16 protein-coding genes are annotated in these 23,391 nt (G+C 72.8%); 8 read left to right on the forward strand and 8 right to left on the reverse strand.

Features of this window, described 5'->3' with window-relative positions:
- A partial coding sequence (locus ACWC91_RS13400; protein ID WP_450725902.1) for a maltotransferase domain-containing protein occupies window positions 1-846 on the reverse strand: 846 nt, incomplete at its 3' end.
- 346 nt (window positions 847-1,192) lie between these two features.
- Between ACWC91_RS13400 and ACWC91_RS13405 the strand changes: the two genes are divergently transcribed.
- Window positions 1,193-3,811 (forward strand): glycosyltransferase family 1 protein, encoded by a 2,619-nt coding sequence (locus ACWC91_RS13405; protein ID WP_225079532.1) that lies wholly within the window; start codon window positions 1,193-1,195, stop codon window positions 3,809-3,811.
- Between the two features lie 124 nt (window positions 3,812-3,935).
- Here the strand turns inward: ACWC91_RS13405 and ACWC91_RS13410 are convergent, their stop codons facing one another.
- From ACWC91_RS13410 to ACWC91_RS13435, 6 genes are all read right to left on the reverse strand, one after another.
- Window positions 3,936-4,454, reverse strand: coding sequence for a DUF1990 domain-containing protein (locus ACWC91_RS13410; protein ID WP_450641349.1), 519 nt, complete (start codon window positions 4,452-4,454; stop codon window positions 3,936-3,938).
- A 72-nt stretch (window positions 4,455-4,526) separates the two neighbouring features.
- Entirely contained in the window at window positions 4,527-6,185 is a 1,659-nt protein-coding gene (locus tag ACWC91_RS13415) for a M4 family metallopeptidase (RefSeq protein ID WP_450641347.1), read from the reverse strand.
- Window positions 6,186-6,567: 382 nt separating this feature from the next.
- A complete protein-coding gene (locus tag ACWC91_RS13420; RefSeq protein ID WP_225079535.1) occupies window positions 6,568-8,358 on the reverse strand; it encodes an ABC transporter ATP-binding protein in 1,791 nt (596 codons plus the stop codon).
- Window positions 8,355-10,085, reverse strand: a complete 1,731-nt coding sequence (locus ACWC91_RS13425; protein WP_450641346.1) for an ABC transporter transmembrane domain-containing protein — start codon at window positions 10,083-10,085, stop codon at window positions 8,355-8,357. The genes ACWC91_RS13420 and ACWC91_RS13425 overlap by 4 nt, the downstream gene beginning before the upstream one ends.
- A 20-nt stretch (window positions 10,086-10,105) precedes the next feature.
- Window positions 10,106-11,965: an ABC transporter ATP-binding protein gene (locus tag ACWC91_RS13430; RefSeq protein ID WP_281155186.1), complete on the reverse strand. Its 1,860-nt coding sequence runs from the start codon at window positions 11,963-11,965 to the stop codon at window positions 10,106-10,108.
- Window positions 11,962-13,872, reverse strand: a complete 1,911-nt coding sequence (locus tag ACWC91_RS13435; protein WP_450641345.1) for an ABC transporter ATP-binding protein — start codon at window positions 13,870-13,872, stop codon at window positions 11,962-11,964. Before ACWC91_RS13435 ends, ACWC91_RS13430 begins: the two co-directional genes overlap by 4 nt.
- A 208-nt stretch (window positions 13,873-14,080) precedes the next feature.
- Here ACWC91_RS13435 and ACWC91_RS13440 point away from each other — a divergent pair, with 208 nt between their 5' ends.
- The 4 genes from ACWC91_RS13440 to ACWC91_RS13455 are packed head-to-tail and all read left to right on the forward strand — an operon-like array spanning window position 14,081 to window position 17,660.
- Window positions 14,081-14,983 (forward strand): ABC transporter ATP-binding protein, encoded by a 903-nt coding sequence (locus tag ACWC91_RS13440; RefSeq protein ID WP_225079539.1) that lies wholly within the window; start codon window positions 14,081-14,083, stop codon window positions 14,981-14,983.
- Entirely contained in the window at window positions 14,980-15,729 is a 750-nt protein-coding gene (locus tag ACWC91_RS13445; protein ID WP_450641344.1) for an ABC transporter permease, read from the forward strand. The genes ACWC91_RS13440 and ACWC91_RS13445 overlap by 4 nt, the downstream gene beginning before the upstream one ends.
- A gap of 25 nt (window positions 15,730-15,754) precedes the next feature.
- The gene (locus ACWC91_RS13450; protein WP_225079541.1) at window positions 15,755-17,005 is read left to right on the forward strand and encodes a sensor histidine kinase; all 1,251 of its coding nucleotides are present in this window, start codon (window positions 15,755-15,757) and stop codon (window positions 17,003-17,005) included.
- Window positions 16,995-17,660 carry a response regulator gene (locus ACWC91_RS13455; protein WP_450641342.1) on the forward strand — a complete coding sequence of 222 codons (666 nt, stop codon included), beginning with the start codon at window positions 16,995-16,997 and terminating at the stop codon, window positions 17,658-17,660. Before ACWC91_RS13450 ends, ACWC91_RS13455 begins: the two co-directional genes overlap by 11 nt.
- Here the strand turns inward: ACWC91_RS13455 and glgX are convergent.
- The gene (glgX, locus tag ACWC91_RS13460; protein WP_450641341.1) at window positions 17,644-19,905 is read right to left on the reverse strand and encodes a glycogen debranching protein GlgX; all 2,262 of its coding nucleotides are present in this window, start codon (window positions 19,903-19,905) and stop codon (window positions 17,644-17,646) included. The genes ACWC91_RS13455 and glgX overlap by 17 nt on opposite strands.
- Window positions 19,906-20,455: 550 nt before the next feature.
- On the opposite strand from glgX, the gene ACWC91_RS13465 reads away from it, so the two are divergent.
- From ACWC91_RS13465 to ACWC91_RS13475, 3 genes are all read left to right on the forward strand, one after another.
- A complete protein-coding gene (locus ACWC91_RS13465; RefSeq protein ID WP_225079544.1) occupies window positions 20,456-21,700 on the forward strand; it encodes a L,D-transpeptidase in 1,245 nt (414 codons plus the stop codon).
- An 88-nt stretch (window positions 21,701-21,788) separates the two neighbouring features.
- Entirely contained in the window at window positions 21,789-22,556 is a 768-nt protein-coding gene (locus ACWC91_RS13470) for an enoyl-CoA hydratase/isomerase family protein (protein ID WP_281155191.1), read from the forward strand.
- A gap of 272 nt (window positions 22,557-22,828) precedes the next feature.
- Complete coding sequence (locus ACWC91_RS13475) at window positions 22,829-23,332, forward strand: ATP-binding protein (RefSeq protein WP_450641339.1); 504 nt, start codon at window positions 22,829-22,831, stop codon at window positions 23,330-23,332.
- Window positions 23,333-23,391 lie beyond the last annotated feature (59 nt).

Consider the following 23,391-nt stretch of genomic DNA (forward strand, 5'->3'; position numbering starts at 1 on the left):
GGCGGCGATCGCGGGCAGGCGGCGGGCAGCGGTGCGGAAGGTGCCGTGCGGCTGCTCGGGGGTGCCCTCGGAGCGGGGGAAGAACTCGTACCAGGAGCCGTACAGCGCGCGTTCCCGTTCGACGAGCAGGCCGAGGGGTGCGGAGGCGGTGACCAGGTCGCGCAGCGGATGCCGGGCGAGGACCGCGTCCACCTCCGGCGTCAACGCCCCCGCCAGCCGGTCCGCGGCCGGCCGGTTCTCGTCCCGCAGCGCCGCCACGGCGGCCAGGACGGTGTCCCGGCCACCGTCGTCCCGGGGCACTCCGGAGGCGGCGCGCTCGTACAGGCGTGCGCCCTCCTCCAGGACCAGGTCCGTGTCCAGACCGGCGGGGATCTTGATCTGCGCGTGGTGGCGCCAGGTGGTGACCGGATCCGCCCAGGCCTCCACCTGGTACGTCCAGTGGCCGGGCTCGCCGGCGGTCACGGTGGCGCCCCAGCGGTCGGTGCCGGGCGCCAGCTCGCGCATCGGCGTCCACGGGCCGGGGCGGCCCCGTGGATCGCGCAGGACGACGTTCGCGGCCACGGCGTCGTGACCCTCACGGAAGACGGTGGCCGAGATCTCGAACGATTCTCCGGTCACCGCCTTGGCGGGCCTGCGGCCGTGCTGGACGACCGGGCGGACGTCGAGGACGGGTATCCGGCCGACGGCCGTGGTGCCGCCCGTGGGGGACGGCTCCGGGGCCGGCGGGTTCTGCCGGGGGGCGTCCTGGCCGGCCGGCGGCGCGTCGGCGCCGGGCCGGCCGGAGGTGTAGCCGGTGCTGCTCTTGCTGGTGGTTCGTGGTGTTGCCGAGTGGTGCGTGGCGGGCATGACCGCTCCTGTCCGCGTCAACGAGGGTGTGGGCGGATGTGTGTGGGGAGGTGGGTCCTGCGGGGTTCTGCGGGGTCCTGGGTGCGGTGCTGCTGTCGGTGTACCGGAGGAGCCTTCCCACCCTATTCGGGTGAGCAATCCGGCACTTTGTTAACTACTCGCGCGTATCTCCGCACACAAGACCGGTCCAGTCCGGACACGGACGCCACGGGGGTCGAACCGGTCTGTTCAGGTCGATGTCGGACAGTGTCCGAACCCAGCGGCGCCCGCACTCGGACCGGTACCGTTTTGTGTGACGGGGCGCACAGCGCAGTGCGTCCATCCAGCGAACGCGCCGAGGTGGCATGTGAAGGCGATCCGTCGGTTCACCGTCCGTCCCGTTCTCCCCGAGCCCCTGCGCCCGCTCAGCGAGCTGGCCCGCAACCTGCGCTGGTCCTGGCACGCCGAGACCCGTGACCTCTTCCAGTCCGTCGACCCCGAGCGCTGGGCCTCCTCGGGCGGCGACCCCGTACGCCTGCTCGGCAGTGTGCGTGCCGCGCGGCTGACCGAGCTGGCCGGCGACCGCCGCTTCCTGCGCCGGCTGGCCGCCGCCGCCGACGACCTGCACGACTACGTGACCGGTGACCGCTGGTACCAGGACCGGTCCGAGGGCCTGCCCGCCGCGGTCGCCTACTTCTCGCCCGAGTTCGGCATCACGGCCGCGCTGCCGCAGTACTCCGGCGGCCTCGGCATCCTCGCCGGCGACCATCTGAAGGCGGCCAGCGACCTCGGTGTGCCGCTGATCGGGGTGGGGCTGCTGTACCGGCACGGCTACTTCCGGCAGACCCTGTCCCGGGACGGCTGGCAGCAGGAGCACTACCCGGTCCTGGACCCCAACGAGCTGCCCGTCACCCTGCTGAGGGAGTCCGACGGCGCCCCGGCGCGGGTCTCGCTGGCGCTGCCCGGCGGCAAGGCCCTGCACGCCCGGATCTGGGTCGCCCAGGTCGGCCGGATTCCGCTGCTGATGCTGGACTCCGACGTCGAGGAGAACGACCTCGGCGAGCGCGGGGTGACCGACCGGCTCTACGGCGGCGGCAGCGAGCACCGGCTCCTTCAGGAGATGCTGCTGGGCATAGGAGGGGTGCGGGCGGTGCGGACGTACTGCCGGCTCACGGGCCACCCCGAGCCGGAGGTGTTCCACACCAACGAGGGCCACGCGGGCTTCCTCGGCCTGGAGCGCATCGCCGAGCTGTGCGACCGGGGGCTGGACTTCGACTCCGGCCTGGAGGCGGTGCGCGCGGGGACGGTCTTCACCACCCACACGCCCGTCCCGGCCGGGATCGACCGCTTCGACCGGGAGCTGGTCGCCCGCCACTTCGGGCCCGACGCCGAGCTGCCCCGCATCGACGTCGAGCGGATCCTGCGGCTGGGCATGGAGACGTACCCCGGTGGCGAGCCGAACCTGTTCAACATGGCGGTGATGGGCCTCCGGCTGGCCCAGCGCGCCAACGGCGTCTCGCTGCTGCACGGGAGGGTCAGCCGGGAGATGTTCGCGGGACTGTGGCCGGGATTCGACCCCGAGGAGGTGCCGATCACCTCGGTGACCAACGGAGTGCACGCCCCGACCTGGGTGGCCCCGGAGGTGTTCCGGCTCGGCGCCCGGCAGGTCGGCGCCCAGCGCACCGAGGACGCGCTGACCGTGGGCGGCTCCGACCGCTGGGACGCCGTCGCCGACATCTCCGACCTGGAGGTCTGGGAGCTGCGCCGCGAACTGCGCGAGCAACTGGTGACGGAGGTGCGCGGCCGGCTGCGGGCCGCCTGGCGGCAGCGCGGCGCCGGGACCGCCGAGCTGGGCTGGATCGACGGCGTCCTCGACCCGGAGGTGCTGACGATCGGCTTCGCGCGCCGGGTCCCGTCGTACAAGCGGCTGACGCTGATGCTGCGTGACCGGGACCGGCTGATGGACCTGCTGCTGCACCCCGAGCGGCCGGTGCAGATCGTGGTCGCGGGCAAGGCGCACCCCGCGGACGACGGCGGCAAACGGCTCATCCAGGAACTGGTCCGCTTCGCCGACGACCCGCGGGTGCGTCACCGGATCGTCTTCCTGCCGGACTACGGCATGGCGATGGCGCAGAAGCTCTACCACGGCTGCGACGTCTGGCTGAACAACCCGCTGCGGCCGCTGGAGGCGTGCGGGACATCCGGGATGAAGGCCGCGCTCAACGGCTGCCTGAACCTGTCCGTGCTGGACGGCTGGTGGGACGAGTGGTTCCAGCCGGACTTCGGCTGGGCCATCCCGACGGCGGACGGGGCGGGCACCGACCCGGACCACCGCGACGACGTCGAGGCCGCCGCGCTGTACGACCTGCTGGAGCAGCGGGTCGCGCCCCGCTTCTACGAGCACGGCAGGGACGGGCTGCCCGAGCGGTGGATCGAGATGGTCCGCCGGACCCTGTCCCTGCTCGGCCCGAAGGTGCTGGCGGGCCGCATGGTCCGCGAGTACGTGGAGCGGCTGTACGCTCCCGCCGCCCAGGCCCACCGCTCCCTCGGCCCGGACGCGGCGCGTGAGCTCGCGGTGTGGAAGGCGCGGGTGCGTTCGGCGTGGCACGAGGTGACCGTCGACCACGTGGAGACCTCGGCCAGTACGGCCACCGCCGAACTCGGTGCGACCCTCGGCCTCCGGGTGCGTGTGGGGCTGGGCAGCCTCGGCCCGGACGACGTGGAGGTGCAGGCCGTCTCGGGCCGGGTGGACGAGGAGGACCGCATCACCGACGCCACCGCCGTCCCGCTGAAACCCGCGGGCGCCCCCGACTCCGACGGCCGCTGGGTGTACGAGGGCCCCCTGTCCCTGGACCGCACCGGCCCCTACGGCTACACGGTCCGCATCCTCCCCGCCCACCGCTTCCTCGCCTCCAACGCGGAACTGGGCCTGGTGACCACCCCGCCGCAGGAGGCCGGTGAGCAGGCGGGGGTACTCCTGCGCTGACCGGGCCGCCGGGCCTCGGCTCCCGGGGCCCCTTCGGGAGCCCGGAGGCCCGGCAGCCGACCGCCCGGCCCGCACCACGAGGCGCGTGGGGCGGTGTGTGCCGCAGCGGGGTGGGCGCGGCGGGTCACGGCTCCGGGATGCCGGCGCACAGTTTGCGCAGCGTTGTGCCGCAGCGGCGGGCGTAGGCGTGCTGGAGGCCGCGGGTGGCCGGGCCGGCCGCCCGGGCGTACCACTTGGCCGGGCGGCTGAACGCGGTGACGGTGAGCCAGACGGTGCCGTCGCCCGTGCGGTCCACCAGGAAGGACTCCTCGCCGCACTCCGGATGACCGGCCAGGGTGCCGTAGGCCCACCCGGCGCGGCGGGGCTCCTGCTCCGTCCAGACCACACGGCAGGGGGCCCTGACGACACCGGCGAGGGTGACGGTGACGTCGACGCCGGGCGCGGCCCGGTCGGCGCTCGCCTCGATGCCGACGCCCAGGGCGCGGTGCATCTCCCACGTCATCACGGCCTCGGAGGCCCGGCGGAACACCTCCTCGCCCACGCCTATGCGGGTGCGCACGTGCAGAGGCTGGAAGCCGGGCGGGCACTGACCCTGCTCGCGGGTCGCGCCGACCTCCTCGTAGGTGAACTGTGCCGTCGACATGCGACCCAAGCGTAGGGCGGCCCCCGGGAGAGCTGTCCTCCCGGGGGCCGCCGTCGTTCAACGAGCCGGTGATCAGGTCACGTTGACCGCGGTCCAGGCCGCCGCGACCGTGTTGTACTCGGTGCTGCCGGAGCCGTACAGCGCCGACGCCGCGTTCAGGGTCGCCGTGCGGGCGGCCTTGTAGTTGGTGGTCGACGTCATGTACGTGGTGAGCGCCTTGTACCAGATCTGCAGCGCCTTGGCGCGGCCGATGCCGGTGACCGTGGCGCCGTTGTACGTCGGCGAGTTGTAGCTGACGCCGTTGATCGTCTTCGCGCCGCTGCCCTCCGCGAGGAGGTAGAAGAAGTGGTTCCCGACGCCGGACGAGTAGTGCACGTCCTTGCTGCCCACGGTGGAGGACCAGTAGTCGGCGGAGCCGCCGTCCTTGCTGGGCTTGTCCATGTAGCGCAGCGGGGTGCCGTTGCCGTTGATGTTGATCTTCTCACCGATGAGGTAGTCACCGGGGTCCGAGGCGTTGTTGGCGTAGAACTCCACGCCGGTGCCGAAGATGTCGGAGGTGGCCTCGTTCAGACCGCCGGACTCGCCGGAGTAGTTCAGCTTGGCGGTGGCGGCGGTGACGCCGTGGCTCATCTCGTGGCCGGCGACGTCCAGCGAGGTCAGCGGGTGGGTGTTGCCCGAGCCGTCGCCGTAGGTCATGCAGAAGCAGCTGTCGTCCCAGAAGGCGTTGACGTAGTTGTTGCCGTAGTGGACCCGGGAGTAGGCGCCCACGCCGTTGTTCTTGATGCCGTTGCGGCCGAAGGTGTTCTTGTAGAAGTCCCACGTCGTCTGGGCGCCGTAGGCGGCGTCCGCGGCGGCCGTCTGGTCGTTGACGGAGCTCGACGCGGTGCCGGTGCCCCACACGTCGGTGGTGTTGGTGAACAGGGTGCCGGTGCCGGAGGTGCCGCCGGCCAGGTTGTTCGTCTTGTGACCGCCGCGGGTGGTGTCGTAGAGCTGGTACGTCGACCCCGACAGGGTGGTGGTCAGGCTGACGGTGCCCGAGTACAGGGTCTTGCCGGTGCCGGTCTCGATGCCCTGGTACTCGTAGAGCTTCTGGCCGGTGGCCGCGTCGGTGATGACGTGGAGCTGGTTCGGGGTGCCGTCCTCCTGGAGACCGCCGACGACCGTCTCGTAGGCGAGGACCGGCGTGCCGTCGCCCGCCCAGATGACCTTGCGCGGGGCCTGGTCGGCGGTGACCTTCTCCGAGCCGGCGGCCTGGGCCAGGGTCACGGCCTGCTTCTCGGCCTTGGCGGTGGCGACCTTCGGGGTGAGCGTGGCGACCTTGATGGCCGCCTTGTTCGCTCTGGTCACGCCCTGGGTCTTGCCGGCCTTGGAGCTGTGGACGATCAGGTCGCCGCCGAGGACGGGGAGACCGGCGTAGGTGCGCTCGTAGCGGGTGTGCACCGTGCCGTCGGCGTCCTGGATGACGTCCCTGGCGACCAACTCCTCCTTGGCGCCGAGGCCTATCTCCTGGGCGGTCCCGGAGGCGTCGGCCTGCGCCTGCTGGATCAGCGAGGTGCGGGCGGCGTTGGTCAGGAAGGTGGGGGCGGCGGCGAGGTGGGCCGCGCCGGTGGATTCGGCCGTGGTCTGGGCCGAGGCACTGGTGGTCAGACCGGTGCTGAGGAGGGCTCCGGCGGCGACAGCGGTGGCGACGGCCAGAGTGATGCGCTTGTGACGCGCGTAGCGGGGAGTCACACAAGCTCCTTATGTGGGGGTGATCCAGTACGGCGTGGGGCTGCCGGCCCGGATCGGGGGGTGAGGGTGCTGTGCTCGTGCGGCGGGTGGAGGAAGAGTGGCACCGAGGACGCGTACATGTCAGCGCCCCGAAGTGATGTTGGCTGAAAAATGACTGTCCGGTAAATGTTGCGACGTCATGAACTGGCCTCCGCATGTGCCTTGGACCTCGGAGGCGGCACCCGAGGTCCCGGCCGCGGGGCGGCCCGCGGCAGGGGCGATTTTCAGCCGTCGGGGCGGCCGGATCGATACAGAGGTCACCCCGGCGGGAGGGCGCGATGTCGACCGAAATCCGAGGGTCCGACGGCCCGTCACGCGTCCGCGGGCAACCCCGCGGTGGCCGCTACGGGACCGCGTCGCCGTCCTCGTCCGACGGTGTCGCGCCGCTCCCGTGCCAGGTGTGCCACAGGGCCGCGTACGCCCCGCCGGAGGCCACCAGGTCGTCGTGGGTGCCCAGTTCGGTCAGCCGGCCGTCCTCCATGACGGCGACCCGGTCGGCGTCGTGGGCGGTGTGGAGGCGGTGGGCGATGGCGATGACCGTGCGGCCCCGGAGGACGGCGGCGAGGGCCCGTTCGGTGTGGCGGGCCGTGGCCGGGTCGAGCAACGCCGTGGCCTCGTCCAGGATCAGGGTGTGCGGATCGGCCAGCACCACACGGGCGAGGGCGAGTTGCTGGGCCTGCGAGCCGTCGGTGCGGTGACCGGCCGTACCCAGGACGGTGTCCAGGCCCGTGGGCAGTTCCCGCACCCAGGCGTCGGCCCCCACAGCGGCGAGGGCCGACCACAACTGCTCGTCGGTGGCGCCCGGTTCGGCGATCCGCAGGTTGTCGCGGACCGTGCCGAGGAACACGTGGTGCTCCTGGGTGACCAGGACGACCTGGCGGCGCAGCCGCTCCGGCTCCAGACCGGCGACGGGCACCCCGCCCACGGTGACCGAGCCCGCGGTCGGCGCGTCGACACCGGCCAGCAGTCTGCTCAGCGTGGTCTTGCCCGCGCCGGACGGTCCGACCACGGCCAGCCGCTCCCCGGGCCGTACCGTCAGGTCGACCCCGCGCAGCACCTCGCCGCCGCGCTCGTAGGCATAGCGCGCCCCGGTCACGTCGATGCGGTCGCCCGCCGGTTCCGGCGAGCCGCCCGGCACGGCCTCCGGGGCCCGCGCCAGGCCCTCCACCCGGGCGAAGGAGGCCCCGCTGCTCTGCAGTTGCTCCACGCGCATCAGGATCTGGTCGAGGGGCTCGGTGAACTGCCGCAGGTACAGCGCGGCGGCCACCACCGCGCCCAGGCTCACCGCTCCCCGCCCGTGCAGCACACCGCCCACCAGCAGCACCCCGGCCACCGGCAGGATGTACGACACCTCCACCACCGGGAAGAACACGCTGCGCAGGAACAGCGTGTACAGGCGGCTGCGCCGGGCCGTCTCCAGCGCGTCCCGGCTCGCCGCGATCCGCCGCCCGGCCAGCCGGAACGCCTCGACCGTACGGGCCCCGGAGGCGGTCGCCGCGAGGACCTCGGCGACCTCGGAGGTGGCCGCGCCCTCCGCGAGATAGCCGTCCCGCGCCCGGCGCAGGTACCAGCGCAGCGCGAACCAGATCGGGGTCAGCGCCAGCACTCCGACGACGCCCAGCAGCGGGTCGAGCACGAACACCGCGACCAGTACGAACAGCGCCTCCATGCCGCACACCAGCAGCTCGGGGCCCACGTCCCGCAGGGTTGTGCCCACCGTGGCCACGTCGGCGGTGCCACGCGTGGTCAGATCGCCGGTTCCGGCCCGCTCCACCACGGACGCGGGCAGGCTCAGCGCCCGGGCGACGAACTGCTCGCGCACCCGGCCCAGCGTGCGTTCGCCGAAGCGGTGCCCCACGTACCGGGCCCAGCGTGCGAGCAGCAACTGCGCCAGCGCGCACACCAGGATGGCGAGCGCCATCCGGTCCACGGCGCCGACCCCGCCCCCGGCCCGGACGTGGTCCACGATCCGGCCGAGCAGCCAGGGCCCGGCGAGTCCGGCGACGGCGGCCAGCGCGTTCAGCGCCAGTACGGCCGCGAAGGCCCGCCGGTCGGCGCGGATCAGCCGCAGGGCCGCCCGTCGTACGTCCGCCGGTTCGGCGACCGGCAGCCGCCCCGGAACCCGATCCGTCACCGTGCGGCCTCCTGTGCGGTCAGGGCGTCGCCGTCCCCGGTGTCGCGCGCCACCAGCGCCCGGTAACCCGGCTCCGTGTCGAGGAGTTCGCGGTGGCTGCCGCTGGCCGCGACCTTGCCGTCGACCAGGTAGTAGACGGTGTCGGCGCGGTCCAGCACCAGCGGGGAGGTGCTCGTGACGACCGTCGTACGGCCCTCGCGGGCCCCGCGCAGCCGGTCCGCGACCGCGGCCTCGGTGTGCGCGTCCAGCGCCGAGGTGGGCTCCACCGCCAGCAGCACCTCCGGACCGGCCAGCAGTGCCCGCGCCAGCCGGACCCGCTGCCGCTGACCGCCGGAGAGGCTGCGGCCCTGAGCGGTCACGGCCGAGCCGAGCCCGTCCGGCAGCCCCTGCACGATGTCCTCGGCGACGGCGGCACGCACCGCCCGTGCCACCTCGGCGTCCTCGCGCTCCCCGCGCCCGCACACCAGCTCCCGCAGGGTCCCGGCGAACAGGTCGGCCTCGTTGTCGGCGACCAGGATCCGCTCCCGGACCCGCGGCAGCCCGATCGCGTCGAGCCGCACCTCGCCCCAGGTGGCCGCGGACGGCTCGTACCGGCCCAGGCGGTCCACCACGGCCGCCGTGTCGGCGGGCCGGGCCCCGGCCAGCGCGGTCAGCCGGCCCGGCGGCACCCGGACCCCGGAGACCGGGTCGTACAGCACCGCCGGTTCGGCCGGCCCGTCGTGCGTTCCGGTGTCCTTCTCCGGTTGCACCCGCAACAGCCGTGCCACCCGGCGGGCGGCGACCACGCCCCGGCCGAGCTGGTAGCCCAGGTCCACGAAGAACGCCACCGGCCCCACCAGCACCGCCACATAGCCGTACACCGACACCAGCTCGCCCACCGTGATCCGCCCCTGGGCGGCCAGCCGGGCCGCCAGCCAGGTCACCACGGCCAGGAACAGGGTCGGCAGGCCCATCCCGAGGGCCTGCATCCAGCTGGTCACCGCGCCCACCCGGTAGCCCTGCGCCCGCAGCCGCTGCGAGTCCCGGCGGAAGGCGTCCGCGAACAGCCCCTTGCCGCCGAGCCCGTTGAGCACGCGCAGCCCGCCCGCGAGATCGTCGATCCGCGCGGTCAGCACGCGCTGCCGCTCCCGGTACTCGCCCTCCGCGCCCTGCAACCGCCGCATCAGCGGCCCCACGAGCACCGCGATCAGCGGCACCCCCAGCAGGACGACGGCCGCCAGCGACGCGGAGATCGACAGCAGCAGCCCGGCCACGACGGCGTAGACGACGACCGAGCCCACCCCCGGGCCGACCACGGTCAGGCACGAGCTGATCGTCTGGACGTCGCCCACGCCGATCGTGACGACCTCACCGGCCCCGACCCGGCGCGGCAGCGCGGCGCCCAGCCGGACGACGTGGTCGACGACGACCTTGACGGTGCGGAAGTTGGCGTCCATCCGCACCCGGGTCATCGTGCGGTGCCGCATGGCGCTCAGCCAGGCGTTGAACGCCCCGACCACGAGGAGCAGCCCGGTCCAGCCGGCCAGCGCGGCCATGTTCCCCGGCTGGAGCCCGTCGTCGACCGCCCGGGACATCAGATAGGGCGTCGCCGCCAGCAGCACCATCCACACGCTGGCCAGCACCGCCCCGGCCGCCGACCGGCCCGGCTGGCGCAGCACCAGCCACCACAGGTACCGCCAGCCGCCCCGGGAGTCGGGCGTCCCGGGATCCTCGTAGGCGTCGATCACCGCTTCCCGGTCCTCTCCGCTCAGGCCAGGCTGTCGCGCCAGGCGCGGTGCAGGTCCGCGAAGCGGCCCGTGCCCGCGATGAGTTCGGCCGGGGCGCCGTCCTCCACGATCCGGCCGTGCTCCATCACCAGCACCCGGTCGGCGATCTCCACGGTGGACAGGCGGTGGGCGATCACCACGGCCGTACGCCCCCGCAGCACCGTGGCCATCGCCGTCTGCACCGCCCGTTCACCCGGGATGTCCAGTGAGCTGGTCGCCTCGTCGAGGATGAGCACCGCCGGATCGGCGAGCAACGCCCGTGCGAAGGAGACCAGTTGACGCTGGCCCGCGGAGATGCGGCCGCCCCGCTTGCGTACGTCCGTGTCGTAGCCGTCGGGCAGGGCGCTGATGAAGTCGTGCGCGCCGATCGCCTTCGCCGCCTGCTCGATCTCCTCACGGGTGGCCTCCGGGCGGCCGATGGCGATGTTCTCCGCGACCGTGCCGGAGAACAGGAAGGCCTCCTGCGTCACCATGACCACCCCACGCCGCAGTTCGGACACGCCCAGTTCGCGCAGGTCCACCCCGTCGAGCAGCACGCGCCCGGCGGAGGGGTCGTAGAAGCGGGCCAGCAGCTTGGCCAGGGTGGACTTGCCCGCGCCGGTGGAGCCGACCACGGCGACGGTCTGCCCGGCCGGAACGACCAGATCGAAGCGGGGCAGCACCTCGCCGCCGGTGCGGTAGCCGAAGCCGACCCCGTCGAAGACCACCTCGCGGCCGGGCAGCTCCGACCTCGGCGCCGGGAGCGGCCGGGGCGCCGGCGGCTCGGGCACGGATGGCGTCTGCGCCAGCAAACCCGCGATCTTCTCCAGCGAGGCGGCCGCCGACTCGTAGGAGTTGAGGAACATGCCGAGCCGGTCGATCGGGTCGTACAGCCGGCGCAGGTACAGCACCGCCGCCGCCAGCACGCCCAGCTCCAGCGAGCCGTCCGCCACCCGGTAGGCGCCCCACAGCACGATCACCGCGACCGTCGTGTTGGCGACCAGCCGGGAACTGACGACATAGCGGGCCATCTCCAGCAGGGCGTCGCCGTTGGTGCGCTCGTGGCGCCGGTTCAGAACGCGGAAGCCGGCGTCGTTGGCGGCCTCGCGGCGGAACGCGCGCACCGGCCGGATGCCGTTCATCGTCTCCACGAACTTCACGATCACCGCGGCGATCGCGGTCGACCGCTCCTGGTACACCCGCCCCGCCCGCCGCCGGTACGCCCGGATCAGCAGGTACAGCGGCACGAAGGACGCCACCGCCACCGCGCCGAGCCCCAGGTCCAGCCACAGCAGCATCGCCGAGATGCAGACGAAGGACAGCACGACGGAGACGAGCTCGTCGAGCCCCTCGCCGAGCAGTTCGCGCAGCGACTCCACGTCCGTGGTGGAGCGGGAGATGAGCCGGCCCGAGGTGTAGCGCTCGTGGAAGTCCACGCTGAGCGCCTGCCCATGGCGGAAGATCCGGCCCCGCAGATCCAGCAGCACGTCCTGGCTGACCCGGGCCGAGGCGATGACGAACGCCCACTGGAGTGCGCCGGAGGCGAGCGCGCACAGCAGATAGCCGACCGCCACCGCGACCAGCGGGCCGCGGTCGTGGTCGCGGAACGCCGGTACGGCGGTGTCGATCGCGTACGCCACCAGCAGCGGGCCCGCCTGCACGGCCGCCTGCTGGAGCAGCAGCAGGAGCGTGGTGCCGGCGACCCGGGCCTTCATGGGCGCGAGCAGGGAGCGCAGCAGGGCGGAGGTGGCGCCCGGGGGAGTGGGCAGGACGTCGCGGTCGAAGGGGTCGCCGGTGTCCTCGGGGCGGGGCGGGGCCTGCTCGTCCCCGGTGGCCGGTACGGGCTTCGTGGGGGCCGTCATCGCTCGTCGTCCTCTTCTTCCCGCGGTTCTCCCGGTTCTCCCGGTTCTCCCGGTCCTTGTGGCTCTTCAGGCGAGTGTCCGCCCGACATCAGGTGGGCGTACTCGGCGTTGGTGCGCAGCAGTTCGTGGTGGGTGCCCACGGCGGTGATCCGGCCGTCGGAGAGCAGGGCGACCCGGTCGGCGAGCAGGACCGTGGAGGGGCGGTGCGCCACGATCAGGGCGGTGGTGTCGGACAGGACCTGGCGCAGGGCCGCCTCCACGGCCGCCTCGGTGTGCACGTCCAGGGCGGACAGCGGGTCGTCCAGGATCAGGAACCGGGGCCGCCCGACCACGGCACGGGCCAGCGCGAGGCGCTGCCGCTGGCCGCCGGAGAGGCTGAGGCCCTGCTCGCCCACCTGGGTCGCGGTGCCCTGGGGGAGGGCGTGCGCGAAGCCGGCCTGGGCGACGGACAGCGCGCGGTCCAGTTCGGCGTCCCCGGCGCTGCCGTCGGTGCCCATCAGGACGTTGTCGCCGACGCTCGCCGAGAACAGGGTCGGCTCCTCGAAGGCCACGGAGACCATCGAGCGCAGTTCCTCGCGGGACATCGCGGTGATGTCCTCGCCGTCCAGCGTGATCCGGCCCGAGGTCACCTCGTGGAGGCGGGGGACGAGCGCCGTCAGGGTCGTCTTGCCGCTTCCGGTCGCCCCGACCAGGGCCATCGACTCACCGGGGCGGATGTGCAGGTCGACACGGTCCAGGAGGGGCCGGGAACCGGGCGCGGCGTCGGGGTAACGGAAGCGGACGTTGTCGAAGCGGAGCCCTTCGCGCGCCGGGTCCGGCGACGCCGGGCCGCGCGAGCCGCCGCCCGGCACGGGCGTACGCGCCGCCCGCACCGCCGGCTCCCCGGACTCCGGTTCCTCGTCCATCACTTCGAAGTACCGCTCGGTCGCCGTCGCCGCCTCCTGGCTCATCGCCAGCAGGAAGCCGATCGACTCCACCGGCCAGCGCAGGGCGAGCGCCGTGGACAGGAAGGCGACCAGCGTCCCCGCCGAGAGACCGCCCGAGGCGACCTGCACCGAGCCCACCACCAGCGTGGCCCCGATGGCCGCCTCCGGCAGGGTCATGATGACCGCCCAGATGGCCGCCAGCAGCCGGGCCTTGCGCAGCTCCGTGCCCCGCAGCGTCCGCGACAGGTCGCGGAAGGCCCGCGCCTGACTGCGGTGCCTGCCGAACCCCTTGATGACGCGGATGCCGAGCACGCTCTCCTCGACCACCGTCGTCAGGTCCCCGACCTGGTCCTGCGCCAGCCGCGCCACATGCGCGTACCGCTTCTCGAAGACCGCGCTCAACGCGATCAGCGGCACGGCGGGCGCCAGCATCACCAGCCCCAGTGTCCAGTCCTGCATCAGCATGATGATCACGCCCACGAGGATCGTGACCCCGTTGACCAGCAGGAACGTCAGCGGGAAGGCGAGGAACATGCGCAGCAGCATCAGGTCCGTCGTGCCCCGGGACAGCAACTGCCCGGACGCCCACCGGTCGTGGAAGGCGACCGGCAGCCGTTGCAGATGCCGGTACAGGTCCGCCCGCATCTCCGCCTCGACGTTCGACAGCGGCCTCGCCACCAGCCACCGCCGCAGCCCGAACAGCAGCGCCTCGCCCACCCCGAGCAGCAGCAGGTACAGCGCGCCGAGCCACACGCCGCGCGGATCCCGGTCGGCGATCGGCCCGTCCACCATCCACTTCAGGACGAGCGGGATCACCAGTCCCACACAGGAGGCGACGACCGCGATGAACGCGGCGGTGAACAGCCGTACGCGGACCGGCCGCACGTACGGCCACAGGCGCAGCAGCGCACGGACGGCCGAACGGCTGGTCGGACCGGTGGAGCCGGTACGGTCCTCGGGGGTGTCAGGTGTCGTGGGCATCACGGGCGAGCCTACGGACCGGCGCCGACATCTCCCACCGAGTTTTGCCCGGACCGGACTCCGCCGCTGGTCCTACGACCTGCGTGTTCGACCGCGGGAGCCACGTCGGCCCCGGTCCGGTCGTAGTGCCGCATCAACCGATCGGCTGATGCGGCTTCGAGCGCGCCGGGCGATGTGCGCGGGCCCCGTCCGCCGGGATTCTCGAACCATGTCCGTCATCGAAGTCAGCGAACTGCGCAAGTCCTACGGCGGCCGGACCGTCGTCGACGGCGTCTCCTTCGCCGTCGAGGAGGGCGAGATCTTCGGCGTCCTCGGCCCGAACGGCGCCGGCAAGACCACCACCGTCGAGTGCGTCGAGGGCCTGCGCGTCCCCGACGCGGGCCGCGTCCGCGTCACCGGCCTCGACCCCGTCGCGGACCACGAACAGGTCGCCCGTGTGCTCGGGGCCCAGCTCCAGCAGAGCGAGTTGCAGGCCAAGCTCACCGTCCGCGAGGCGCTTCAGCTGTACGCGTCCTTCTACCCCGATCCGGCCGACTGGCGGCCGCTGGCCGAACGCCTCGGCCTGGAGCAGAAGCTCACCACCCGCTTCGCCAAGCTCTCCGGCGGCCAGAAGCAACGGCTGTTCATCGCGCTCGCCCTCATCGGCAACCCCCGGATCGTCGTGCTCGACGAGCTGACCACCGGGCTCGACCCGCGCGCCCGCCGCGACACCTGGCAGCTCATCGAGGACGTCCGGGCCCGCGGCGTCACCATCCTCCTGGTCACCCACTTCATGGAGGAGGCCCAGCGCCTGTGCGACCGGATCGCCGTCATCGACCGGGGGCGCCTCGCCGCCCTGGACACCCCGGACGGCCTGATCCGGCGCTCGGCGGGCGCCACCGTCATCAGCTTCACCCCGTCCGAGCCCCTGGACGAGCACGATCTGAACGCGCTGCCCGAACTCGCCTCCGTGGCGTACAAGGACGGCCGGATCACCCTCTCCGGGTCCGACGAGACCGTCAACGCCGTCATCACGCTGCTCGCCCGCCACCACATCACGGCCCATCAACTCCGCGTCACCGACGCCACGCTCGACGACGCCTTCCTGGATCTGACGGAGGTCGAGGCATGAGCAACGCCCTGGTCAACCCGGCCGTACTGCGCACCGAGATCCGCCTGTTCGGCCGTGAGCCCGGAGCGATCTTCTGGATTCTGCTGTTCCCCACCCTGCTCCTGGTGATCCTCGGCTCCATCCCGTCCTTCCGGGAAGCCGACCAGGCCTTCGGGGGCCTGCGCCCCATCGACGCCTACGTGCCGGTCACGGTGCTGCTCGGGCTGATCCTCGGCGGGCTCCAGGGCATGCCGCAGGTCCTCACCGGCTACCGCGAACGCGGCATCCTGCGCCGGATGTCCACCACCCCGGTCCGGCCCGCCGCCCTGCTGTCCGCGCACATGGTGGTGTTCGGGGGCGCGGCCCTGGCCTCCGCGCTGCTCTCGCTCACCGTCGGCCGGCTCGCCTTCGGCGTGACCCTGCCGAGGCAGCCGTTCGGCTACGCCGTCGCCCTCCTGCTGGCGGTGTTCGCCGCGCTCGCCCTGGGCGCGGTGATCTCCGCGATGTCCCGCACCACGAGGATCGCGGGCGCGATCGGGTCCGCGGCGCTCTTCCCGATGATGTTCTGCGCGGGCGTGTGGCTGCCGGTGCAGGCCATGCCGGACCTGCTCGCCGGGATCGTCGGCTGGACCCCGTTCGGCGCCGCCGCCCAGGCCCTGAACCAGGCGGCCGAGGGCCACTGGCCGGGCTGGTCCCACCTGGGGGTGACGGCCGCGTGGGCGGTGCTGCTCACCGCGGGGGCCGCGCGCTGGTTCCGCTGGGAGTGAGCCGGCCGTGCCGGACACTGGTGGGATGACGGACGCGGCGCAACAGCAGCCCCGGGCCTCCTTCGACATGTGGGGGCCCTGGGCGCTGCTGGCCGCCGGTGTCGTCGCGGCGGCCCTGTCCGCCCGCCTGATCGGCATGGACCGGTCCGAGACGGCCGTCTCGGGAGTGCTCGTGGCCGCGGCCGTCGTGCTCCAGGTGGGCTGGGCGAGGGCGAAACGGAAGCGGCCGGGTCCGAGCCGCACCGGTGCCGGCCTCTACTTCCTGCGCTGGGCCATGGGTTTCGTGCTGACCTGGATCAACCCGTTCTTCGCCTTCTACGCCGTGACCGGTTACTACACCGCCGGCCGCGAGCTGCCCCGCCGCCTGGTGATGCCCGGTCTCTTCCTGACCGCCGTCACCATGTCCGGCAGCCAGATCGGCGGCATGCCGCCGCACGGGCTGATCCTGTGGCTCGGCTTCTTCCTGGTCCTGGCCGTCAACGTCTGCATGGTCAGTGTGTTCACCCGGTACGCCGAGCAGGAGCAGGCCCGCGCCGTCGTCCAGGCCGACACCATCGCCGAACTGGAGCGCACCAACACGGCGTTGCAGCAGGCGCTCGACGAGAACGCGGCGCTGCACGCCCAACTCCTCGTCCAGGCACGGGAGGCGGGCGTCGCCGACGAGCGCCGCCGGCTCGCGGCCGAGATCCACGACACCCTCGCCCAGGGCCTGACCGGGATCATCGCCCAGCTCCAGGTCGTGGCGAACGCCCCCGACCTGGACACCGCCCGCACCCACCTGGAACGTGCCTCCGGCCTCGCCCGGCACAGCCTCGGCGAGGCCCGCCGCTCGGTGCACAACCTCGCCCCGGTCGCCCTCGCCGCCGACGGGCTGCCGGAGGCGCTGAAGAAGACGGTCGCCGAATGGGGCGAACGCACCGGCGTGCGGGCCGGCTTCACCGTCACCGGAACCATCGCGCAACTGCACGGCGAGGTCTCGGCGACCCTGCTGCGCATCGCCCAGGAGGCCCTGTCCAACGCGGCCCGGCACGCCCGCGCCCACCGGGTCGGCGTCACCTTGTCCTTCATGGGCGACGAGGTCTCCCTCGACATCCGCGACGACGGCCGCGGCTTCGCCCCCCTCGCCGTGCCCGAACGCACCCGCGCCGGCGGCTTCGGCCTCGACGGCATGCGCGCCCGCGCCGAGCGCATCGCGGGCTCCCTCACGGTCGAGTCGGAGCCGGGGCTCGGCACCGCGGTCTCCGCTCGCGTACCGTTGGTACGCCATGACCGATGACGCCGTGATCTCCCTGCTGGTCGTCGACGACCATCCCGTCGTGCGCGACGGCCTGCGCGGCATGTTCGAGTCCGCGCCCGGATTCACCGTCCTCGGCGAGGCGCCGAACGGCGTCGAGGCGGTCCGTAGGGCCGCCGCGCTCGACCCGGACGTGATCCTGATGGACCTGCGCATGCCGGGCGGCTCCGGCGTGGACGCCATCCGCGAGCTGACCCGCCGCGGCGCCCGCGCCAAGGTGCTCGTGCTGACCACGTACGACACCGACGCCGACACCCTGCCCGCGATCGAGGCGGGCGCGACCGGCTACCTGCTCAAGGACGCCCCGCGCGCCGAGCTGTTCACCGCCGTCCGCGCCGCCGCGCGGGGCCGTACGGTCCTCTCCCCGGCCGTGGCCTCCCGGCTGGTCTCCGCGGTCCGCGCGCCCGCCCCCGGCAACGAGCCGCTGTCCGCCCGCGAGCGCGAGGTGCTGGCCCTGGTCGCCAAGGGCACCTCCAACCGGGAGATCGCCCGCGAGCTGTTCATCAGCGAGGCCACCGTGAAGACCCATCTCACCCACCTGTACGCCAAGCTCGGCGTCAAGGACCGCGCGGCGGCGGTCGCGGTCGCGTACGACCGGGGCATCCTCGGCCGGGACCTCTCTATTCCGCCACCCTGAGCAGGAGTACGGACCTCGCCGGCACCGTGATCGCGGCGCCCGAGGCGTGCGCCACGCCCGGCGCCCGGGCCTGCTCCTCACGCGAGGTGTCCACGATCACCTCGTACCGCTGGGCCCACGGCGGCCCCGGCAGGACGAAGCCCACCGGGCGGTCCCCGGCGTGCAGCACCACCAGGAAGCTGTCGTCGACGATCGGGTCACCGCGCTCGTCGCGGCCCGGGATGTCCCGGCCGGACAGGTACATCCCCAGGGTGGCCGCGGGGGCGTACCAGTCCCCTTCCGTCATCTCCGTACCGCACGGGGTGAACCAGGCCAGGTCCCGCAGCCCGTCCGCCGAGTGCGCGCGCCCCGAGAAGAACGCGCGGCGGCGCAGCACCGGATGCCGGTGGCGCAGCGCTATCAGACGGGCGGTCAGCTCCGCCAGCTCCCGCCAGCAGGGGTCCTCCAGCAGGCTCCAGTCCAGCCAGCCGGTCTCGTTGTCCTGGCAGTAGGCGTTGTTGTTGCCGCCCTGGGTGCGTCCCAGCTCGTCGCCGGCGACCAGCATCGGCACACCCGTCGACAGCAGCAGGGTGGTCATGAGGTTGCGCAGCTGCCCGCGCCGCAGCGCCCGCACCCGCTCGTCGTCCGTCTCGCCCTCCGCCCCGCAGTTCCAGGAGCGGTTGTCGTCGGTGCCGTCCCGGTTGCCCTCGCCGTTGGCCTCGTTGTGCTTGCGCTCGTAGGACACCAGGTCGCGCAGGGTGAAACCGTCGTGCGAGGTGACGAAGTTGACGGAGGCGTAGGGGCGGCGTCCGCCCCAGGCGTACAGGTCGCTGGAACCCGACAGCCGGTAGCCCATCTCCCGCACGTCCGGCAGCGCGTGCCGCCAGAAGTCCCGCACCGTGTCGCGGTAGCGGTCGTTCCACTCCGTCCACAGCGGCGGGAAGGCGCCCACCTGGTAGCCGCCCGAGCCGACGTCCCACGGCTCGGCGATCAGCTTGACCCGGCGCAGCACCGGGTCCTGCGCGATGACCGCGAGGAACGGCGAGAGCATGTCGACGTCGTGCATGGCGCGGGCCAGCGCGGCGGCGAGGTCGAAGCGGAAGCCGTCCACGCCCATCTCCGTCACCCAGTACCGCAGCGAGTCGGTGATCAGGCGCAGCACGTTCGGCTGGACCACGTGCAGGGTGTTGCCGCAGCCGGTGTAGTCGGCGTACCTGCGCGCGTCCGGCTGGAGGCGGTAGTAGCGCTGGTTGTCGATGCCCTTCAGGGACAGTGTCGGGCCGTACTCGCCGGCCTCCGCCGTGTGGTTGTAGACCACGTCGAGGATCACCTCGATACCGGCCGCGTGCAGCGCGCGCACCATCCGCTTGAACTCGCCCACCTGGGCCCCCGCGGTGCCGGAGGAGGCGTAGCCGGCGTGCGGGGCGAAGTAGCCGATCGAGTTGTAGCCCCAGTGGTTGCGCAGGCCGCGGCGCAGCAGATGGTCCTCGTGCGCGAACTGGTGGACCGGCAGCAGCTCCACCGCCGTCACGCCCAGCTTCACCAGGTGCTCGATCGCCGCCGGGTGGGCGAGACCGGCGTACGTCCCCCGCAGCTCCCGGGGAATCCCCGGGTGCAGCTTGGTGAAGCCGCGCACATGCAGTTCGTAGATCACCGAGTCCGCCCACGGCGTCCCGGGGCGGCGGTCGTCGGACCAGTCGTCGTCATCGTGGGCCACGACGCCCTTGGGCACGTACGGCGCCGAGTCCCGCTCGTCGCGCACGGTGTCCGCGACCTGCTGGTCCGGCCAGTCGCGTACGTGCCCGTAGACCTCCGGCGGCAGCCGGAACTCACCGTCCACCGCGCGCGCGTACGGGTCGAGCAGCAGTTTCGCCGGGTTCCAGCGGGCGCCCGTCCACGGGTCCCAGCGGCCGTGCACCCGGTAGCCGTAGCGCTGCCCCGGCATGACGCCGGGCACGAAACCGTGCCAGGTCTCGTGCGTCAGCTCGGTCAGCGCGACCCTCGTCTCCTCCGCGTCCGGGCCCGGCCCGTCGAACAGGCACAGTTCGACCGCCTCCGCCCCGCCCGCCCACAGCGCGAAGCCGGTGCCCGCCGTCCCGTCCGGGCCGGCCCGGAAACGGGCGCCCAGCGGCGTCGGCGCACCCGGCCACACGGGCACGACGGGTGGCGGCGCCGCGCGGTGCGCGCCGTTCACGGCGGCGGACGGCCGCCCCTCCTCGGTGGCGCGCCCGCCCGCCACCGCCTCCTGCTCGGCTGCGCTGGACACCAGGGCGGCCCCTCTTTTCGGCTGTGCGGCTCTGTGCGGCTCTTCCGGCTCGTGTCCGCCTCCGGCCCGCCCCCTGCGGCTGACCCCCGGTCGCGGCTCCCCGACGCGCGGTTCTCCCCACTGTTCTGCCCAGAGCTTGGCTCGCACTCACGTTTCCCGGGGGCGGGCCGGTCATCGGGCGGCCCATGCGGCACGTAAGCGGGCGCGCACGGCGCACGGGGCGGCGCCGACCGCCGTACCGACGTGGGCGCCACCGGTTCGGTGAGACCCGACTCGACTGCCGTCCGCGCCAGTTCTGGATCCGGGCCCCAAGTCACCGTCGAACCGCGCCTTAAGGACGTCGAGGGGGGAATGAATGACGGGCAGCACGGTCAAGTGACCAAGCGGGTCCGGCGCCGAGGCGCGAGCGGCGTGGACGGGAGCTGTTGAACTTGGGACGGAACAGTGACAATTGCCTGACAACTCGCCTCTGACCTTGTGGTTAATATGCGCCAGGGCGCGTACGGCGCGCTGGGGTACGGGTCGGGCCGGCCCGGGGAGGGGAATACAAGTGAACGTGCGGCCGATATCGGGGGCGTCGGTGGATGCGCGAGGACGACGGGGAAGCAAGGGGCTGCTGGCGCTGGCCTCCGGCGTGCTGCTTCTCGCCGTCACCGCGTGCGGTGGAGGGGGCGCCCAGGGGCCGGCGTCCGGTGAGGGGAAGGGCAAGGGGTCCGAGACGGCCCGCAGCGAGCAGTCGCAGGCGGTCGTGACCATCGCGCCCGGGAACGGCGCCAAGTCCGTCGACACGAGCGGCGCCCTCAAGGTCGGTGCGGCCAAGGGCAAGCTGACCCAGGTCGTCGTCAAGGACACCAAGGGCACCGAGGTAGCCGGGCGGATATCCGCCGACGGCTCCGCGTGGACCCCGGACATTCACCTGGCCGCCTCGACCAAGTACACGGTGCACGCCCTCGCCAAGGACTCCGAGGGCCGTGAGGCGGCCGAGGACTCCAGCTTCACCACGCTGACGCCGCAGAACACCTTCGTCGGCTACTTCACTCCCGAGGACGGCTCCACCGTCGGCGTCGGAATGCCGTTCTCCCTCCGCTTCACCCGGGGCATCACGGCCCCGAAGGCCGTCGAGAAGGCGATCGAGATCAAGACCGAGCCGGCCGTCGAGGTCGCCGGCCACTGGTTCGGCAACGACCGCCTCGACTTCCGGCCCGAGCAGTACTGGAAGGCCGGCACCAAGGTCACCGTCAAGCTCAACTTCGACGGCGTCGAGGGCCGCCCCGGCGTCTACGGCAAGCAGACCAAGACCGTCTCCTTCACCATCGGCCGCAACCAGGTCTCCGTGGTCGACGCCAAGAAGCACACGATGAAGGTCATGCGGGAGGGCAAGGTCGTCAAGACCCTCCCCATCACCGCGGGAGCGCCGGGCACCGCCACCTGGAACGGCCAGATGGTCATCACCGAGAAGCTCACGGTGACCCGTATGAACGGCGAGACGGTCGGCTTCGGCGGCGAGTACGACATCAAGGACGTCCCGCACGCCATGCGCCTGACCACCTCCGGCACCTTCATCCACGGCAACTACTGGGGCGGCGGCGCCTTCGGCAACTACAACGCCAGCCACGGCTGCGTCGGCCTGCGCGACGTGCGGGGCGGCTACGACAGCGGGGTGCCGGCCGCCTGGTTCTTCAACCGCTCGATGGTCGGCGACGTGGTCGTCGTGAAGAACTCCCAGGACCGGACCGTCGCCCCGGACAACGGGATGAACGGCTGGAACATGTCCTGGGAGGACTGGAAGGCCTGACCCTTCCCCGACGGCTCCGCAGACGGCTCCGCCCGGTGTGATCGACCGCACCGGGCGGGTTTCCGTTAGCGCCGGTTAACCTGCACTCATGACCGTATCTCTGGAAGTCGCCGAGGGCGTCGGCACGCTGCGCCTCGACCGCCCGCCCATGAACGCGCTCGACGTCGCGACGCAGGACCGGATCAAAGAGCTCGCCGAGGAGGCCACCCGCCGCGAGGACGTGCGCGCCGTGGTGATCTACGGCGGCGAGAAGGTGTTCGCGGCCGGTGCGGACATCAAGGAGATGCAGGTGATGGACCACGCGGCGATGGTCGTGCGGGCCCGCGCCCTGCAGGACTCCTTCACCGCCGTGGCCCGCATCCCCAAGCCGGTGGTCGCCGCGGTCACGGGCTACGCGCTGGGCGGCGGCTGCGAGCTCGCGCTCTGCGCGGACTACCGCATCGCCGCCGACAACGCCAAGTTCGGCCAGCCGGAGATCCTGCTCGGCCTCATTCCCGGCGCGGGCGGCACCCAGCGGCTGTCCCGGCTGATCGGCCCCTCCCGGGCCAAGGACCTCATCTTCACGGGCCGTCAGGTCAAGGCCGACGAGGCCCTCGCGCTCGGCCTGGTGGACCGCGTGGTCCCGGCCGCCGAGGTGTACGAGGCCGCGCAGGCCTGGGCCGCCCGGCTCGCGCAGGGACCCGCGATCGCGCTGCGCGCCGCCAAGGAGTCGATCGACGCCGGCCTGGAGACGGACCTCGAGACCGGGCTCGCCATCGAGCGCAACTGGTTCGCCGGCCTGTTCGCCACGGAGGACCGCGAGCGCGGCATGCGCAGCTTCGTCGAGGAGGGTCCCGGCAAGGCGAAGTTCCTGTGAACCCTCGCCCGTGGGCTTGCAATTGACGTGACGTATGATTCGCGCCCCTCGGCGGGCGGTTTGTGGCAGCCTTGAGCCAGCCTTGAGCCTGCCTTGTCGAGGGAGCCGGTCGATTGCCTCCAACCGATCCGTCCGCCCAGGTCAACGGGGCCGCCGACGGGCCCGACGTGCCACCGGCATATGCCGTTCGAATCCCGAGGGCCGAGACCCCCCGAGGGGCGTATTCCGCCGGAACGCCCCCGCGGGATGCCGCGGACGGCCATGATGAGGGCATGGCGGGGCTGGAAGGCATCGAACAGCCGCGGGGACGGTCACGTGCGACCGCGGCGCGCTGGTCGCCCGCGGTCGAGGACGAACGGGCGCTCAAGGCGCTGGAGTTGTACGGCAATCCGACGGAGTCCGAGGTTCCGCTCCCGTCCCGCCCCGAATCCGCCGCGACCGCCCGCAGGCTCGCCCAGGTCGTCGTCCTGCGTCAGTGGGGACTGTCCCCGAAACTGGCCGAGGACACCGTTCTGCTCGTCTCCGAACTCGTCGGGAACGCCGTGCGGCACACCGGCGCCCGCGTCTTCGGCCTGCGGATGCGCCGCCGCCGCGGCTGGCTCCGCGTCGAGGTCCGCGACCCCTCCCGAGGGCTGCCCTGCCTGATGCCCGTGCAGGAGCTGGACATCAGCGGGCGCGGCCTGTTCCTCGTCGACAAGCTGTCCGACCGCTGGGGGGTCGACCTGCTGCCGCGCGGCAAGACGACATGGTTCGAGATGCGCGTGGCCGACCGCTGACCGCCCGAACCGTCATGGCTGACTGACGCTCATCTCGTATCAATACGTGTGAATCGCCC

The organism is Streptomyces sp. NPDC001204 (genome assembly GCF_053598035.1).

Bases quoted from the DNA above. Each gene is read 5' to 3' on its own strand.
- ACWC91_RS13410 (WP_450641349.1), bottom strand. From the start codon at position 4,454: ATGTCGACGGCACAGTTCACCTACGAGGAGGTCGGCGCGACCCGCGAG.
- ACWC91_RS13430 (WP_281155186.1), bottom strand. From the start codon at position 11,965: ATGACGGCCCCCACGAAGCCCGTACCGGCCACCGGGGACGAGCAGGCC.
- ACWC91_RS13435 (WP_450641345.1), bottom strand. From the start codon at position 13,872: ATGCCCACGACACCTGACACCCCCGAGGACCGTACCGGCTCCACCGGT.
- ACWC91_RS13440 (WP_225079539.1), top strand. From the start codon at position 14,081: ATGTCCGTCATCGAAGTCAGCGAACTGCGCAAGTCCTACGGCGGCCGG.
- ACWC91_RS13445 (WP_450641344.1), top strand. From the start codon at position 14,980: ATGAGCAACGCCCTGGTCAACCCGGCCGTACTGCGCACCGAGATCCGC.
- ACWC91_RS13450 (WP_225079541.1), top strand. From the start codon at position 15,755: ATGACGGACGCGGCGCAACAGCAGCCCCGGGCCTCCTTCGACATGTGG.
- ACWC91_RS13455 (WP_450641342.1), top strand. From the start codon at position 16,995: ATGACCGATGACGCCGTGATCTCCCTGCTGGTCGTCGACGACCATCCC.
- ACWC91_RS13470 (WP_281155191.1), top strand. From the start codon at position 21,789: ATGACCGTATCTCTGGAAGTCGCCGAGGGCGTCGGCACGCTGCGCCTC.
- ACWC91_RS13475 (WP_450641339.1), top strand. From the start codon at position 22,829: ATGGCGGGGCTGGAAGGCATCGAACAGCCGCGGGGACGGTCACGTGCG.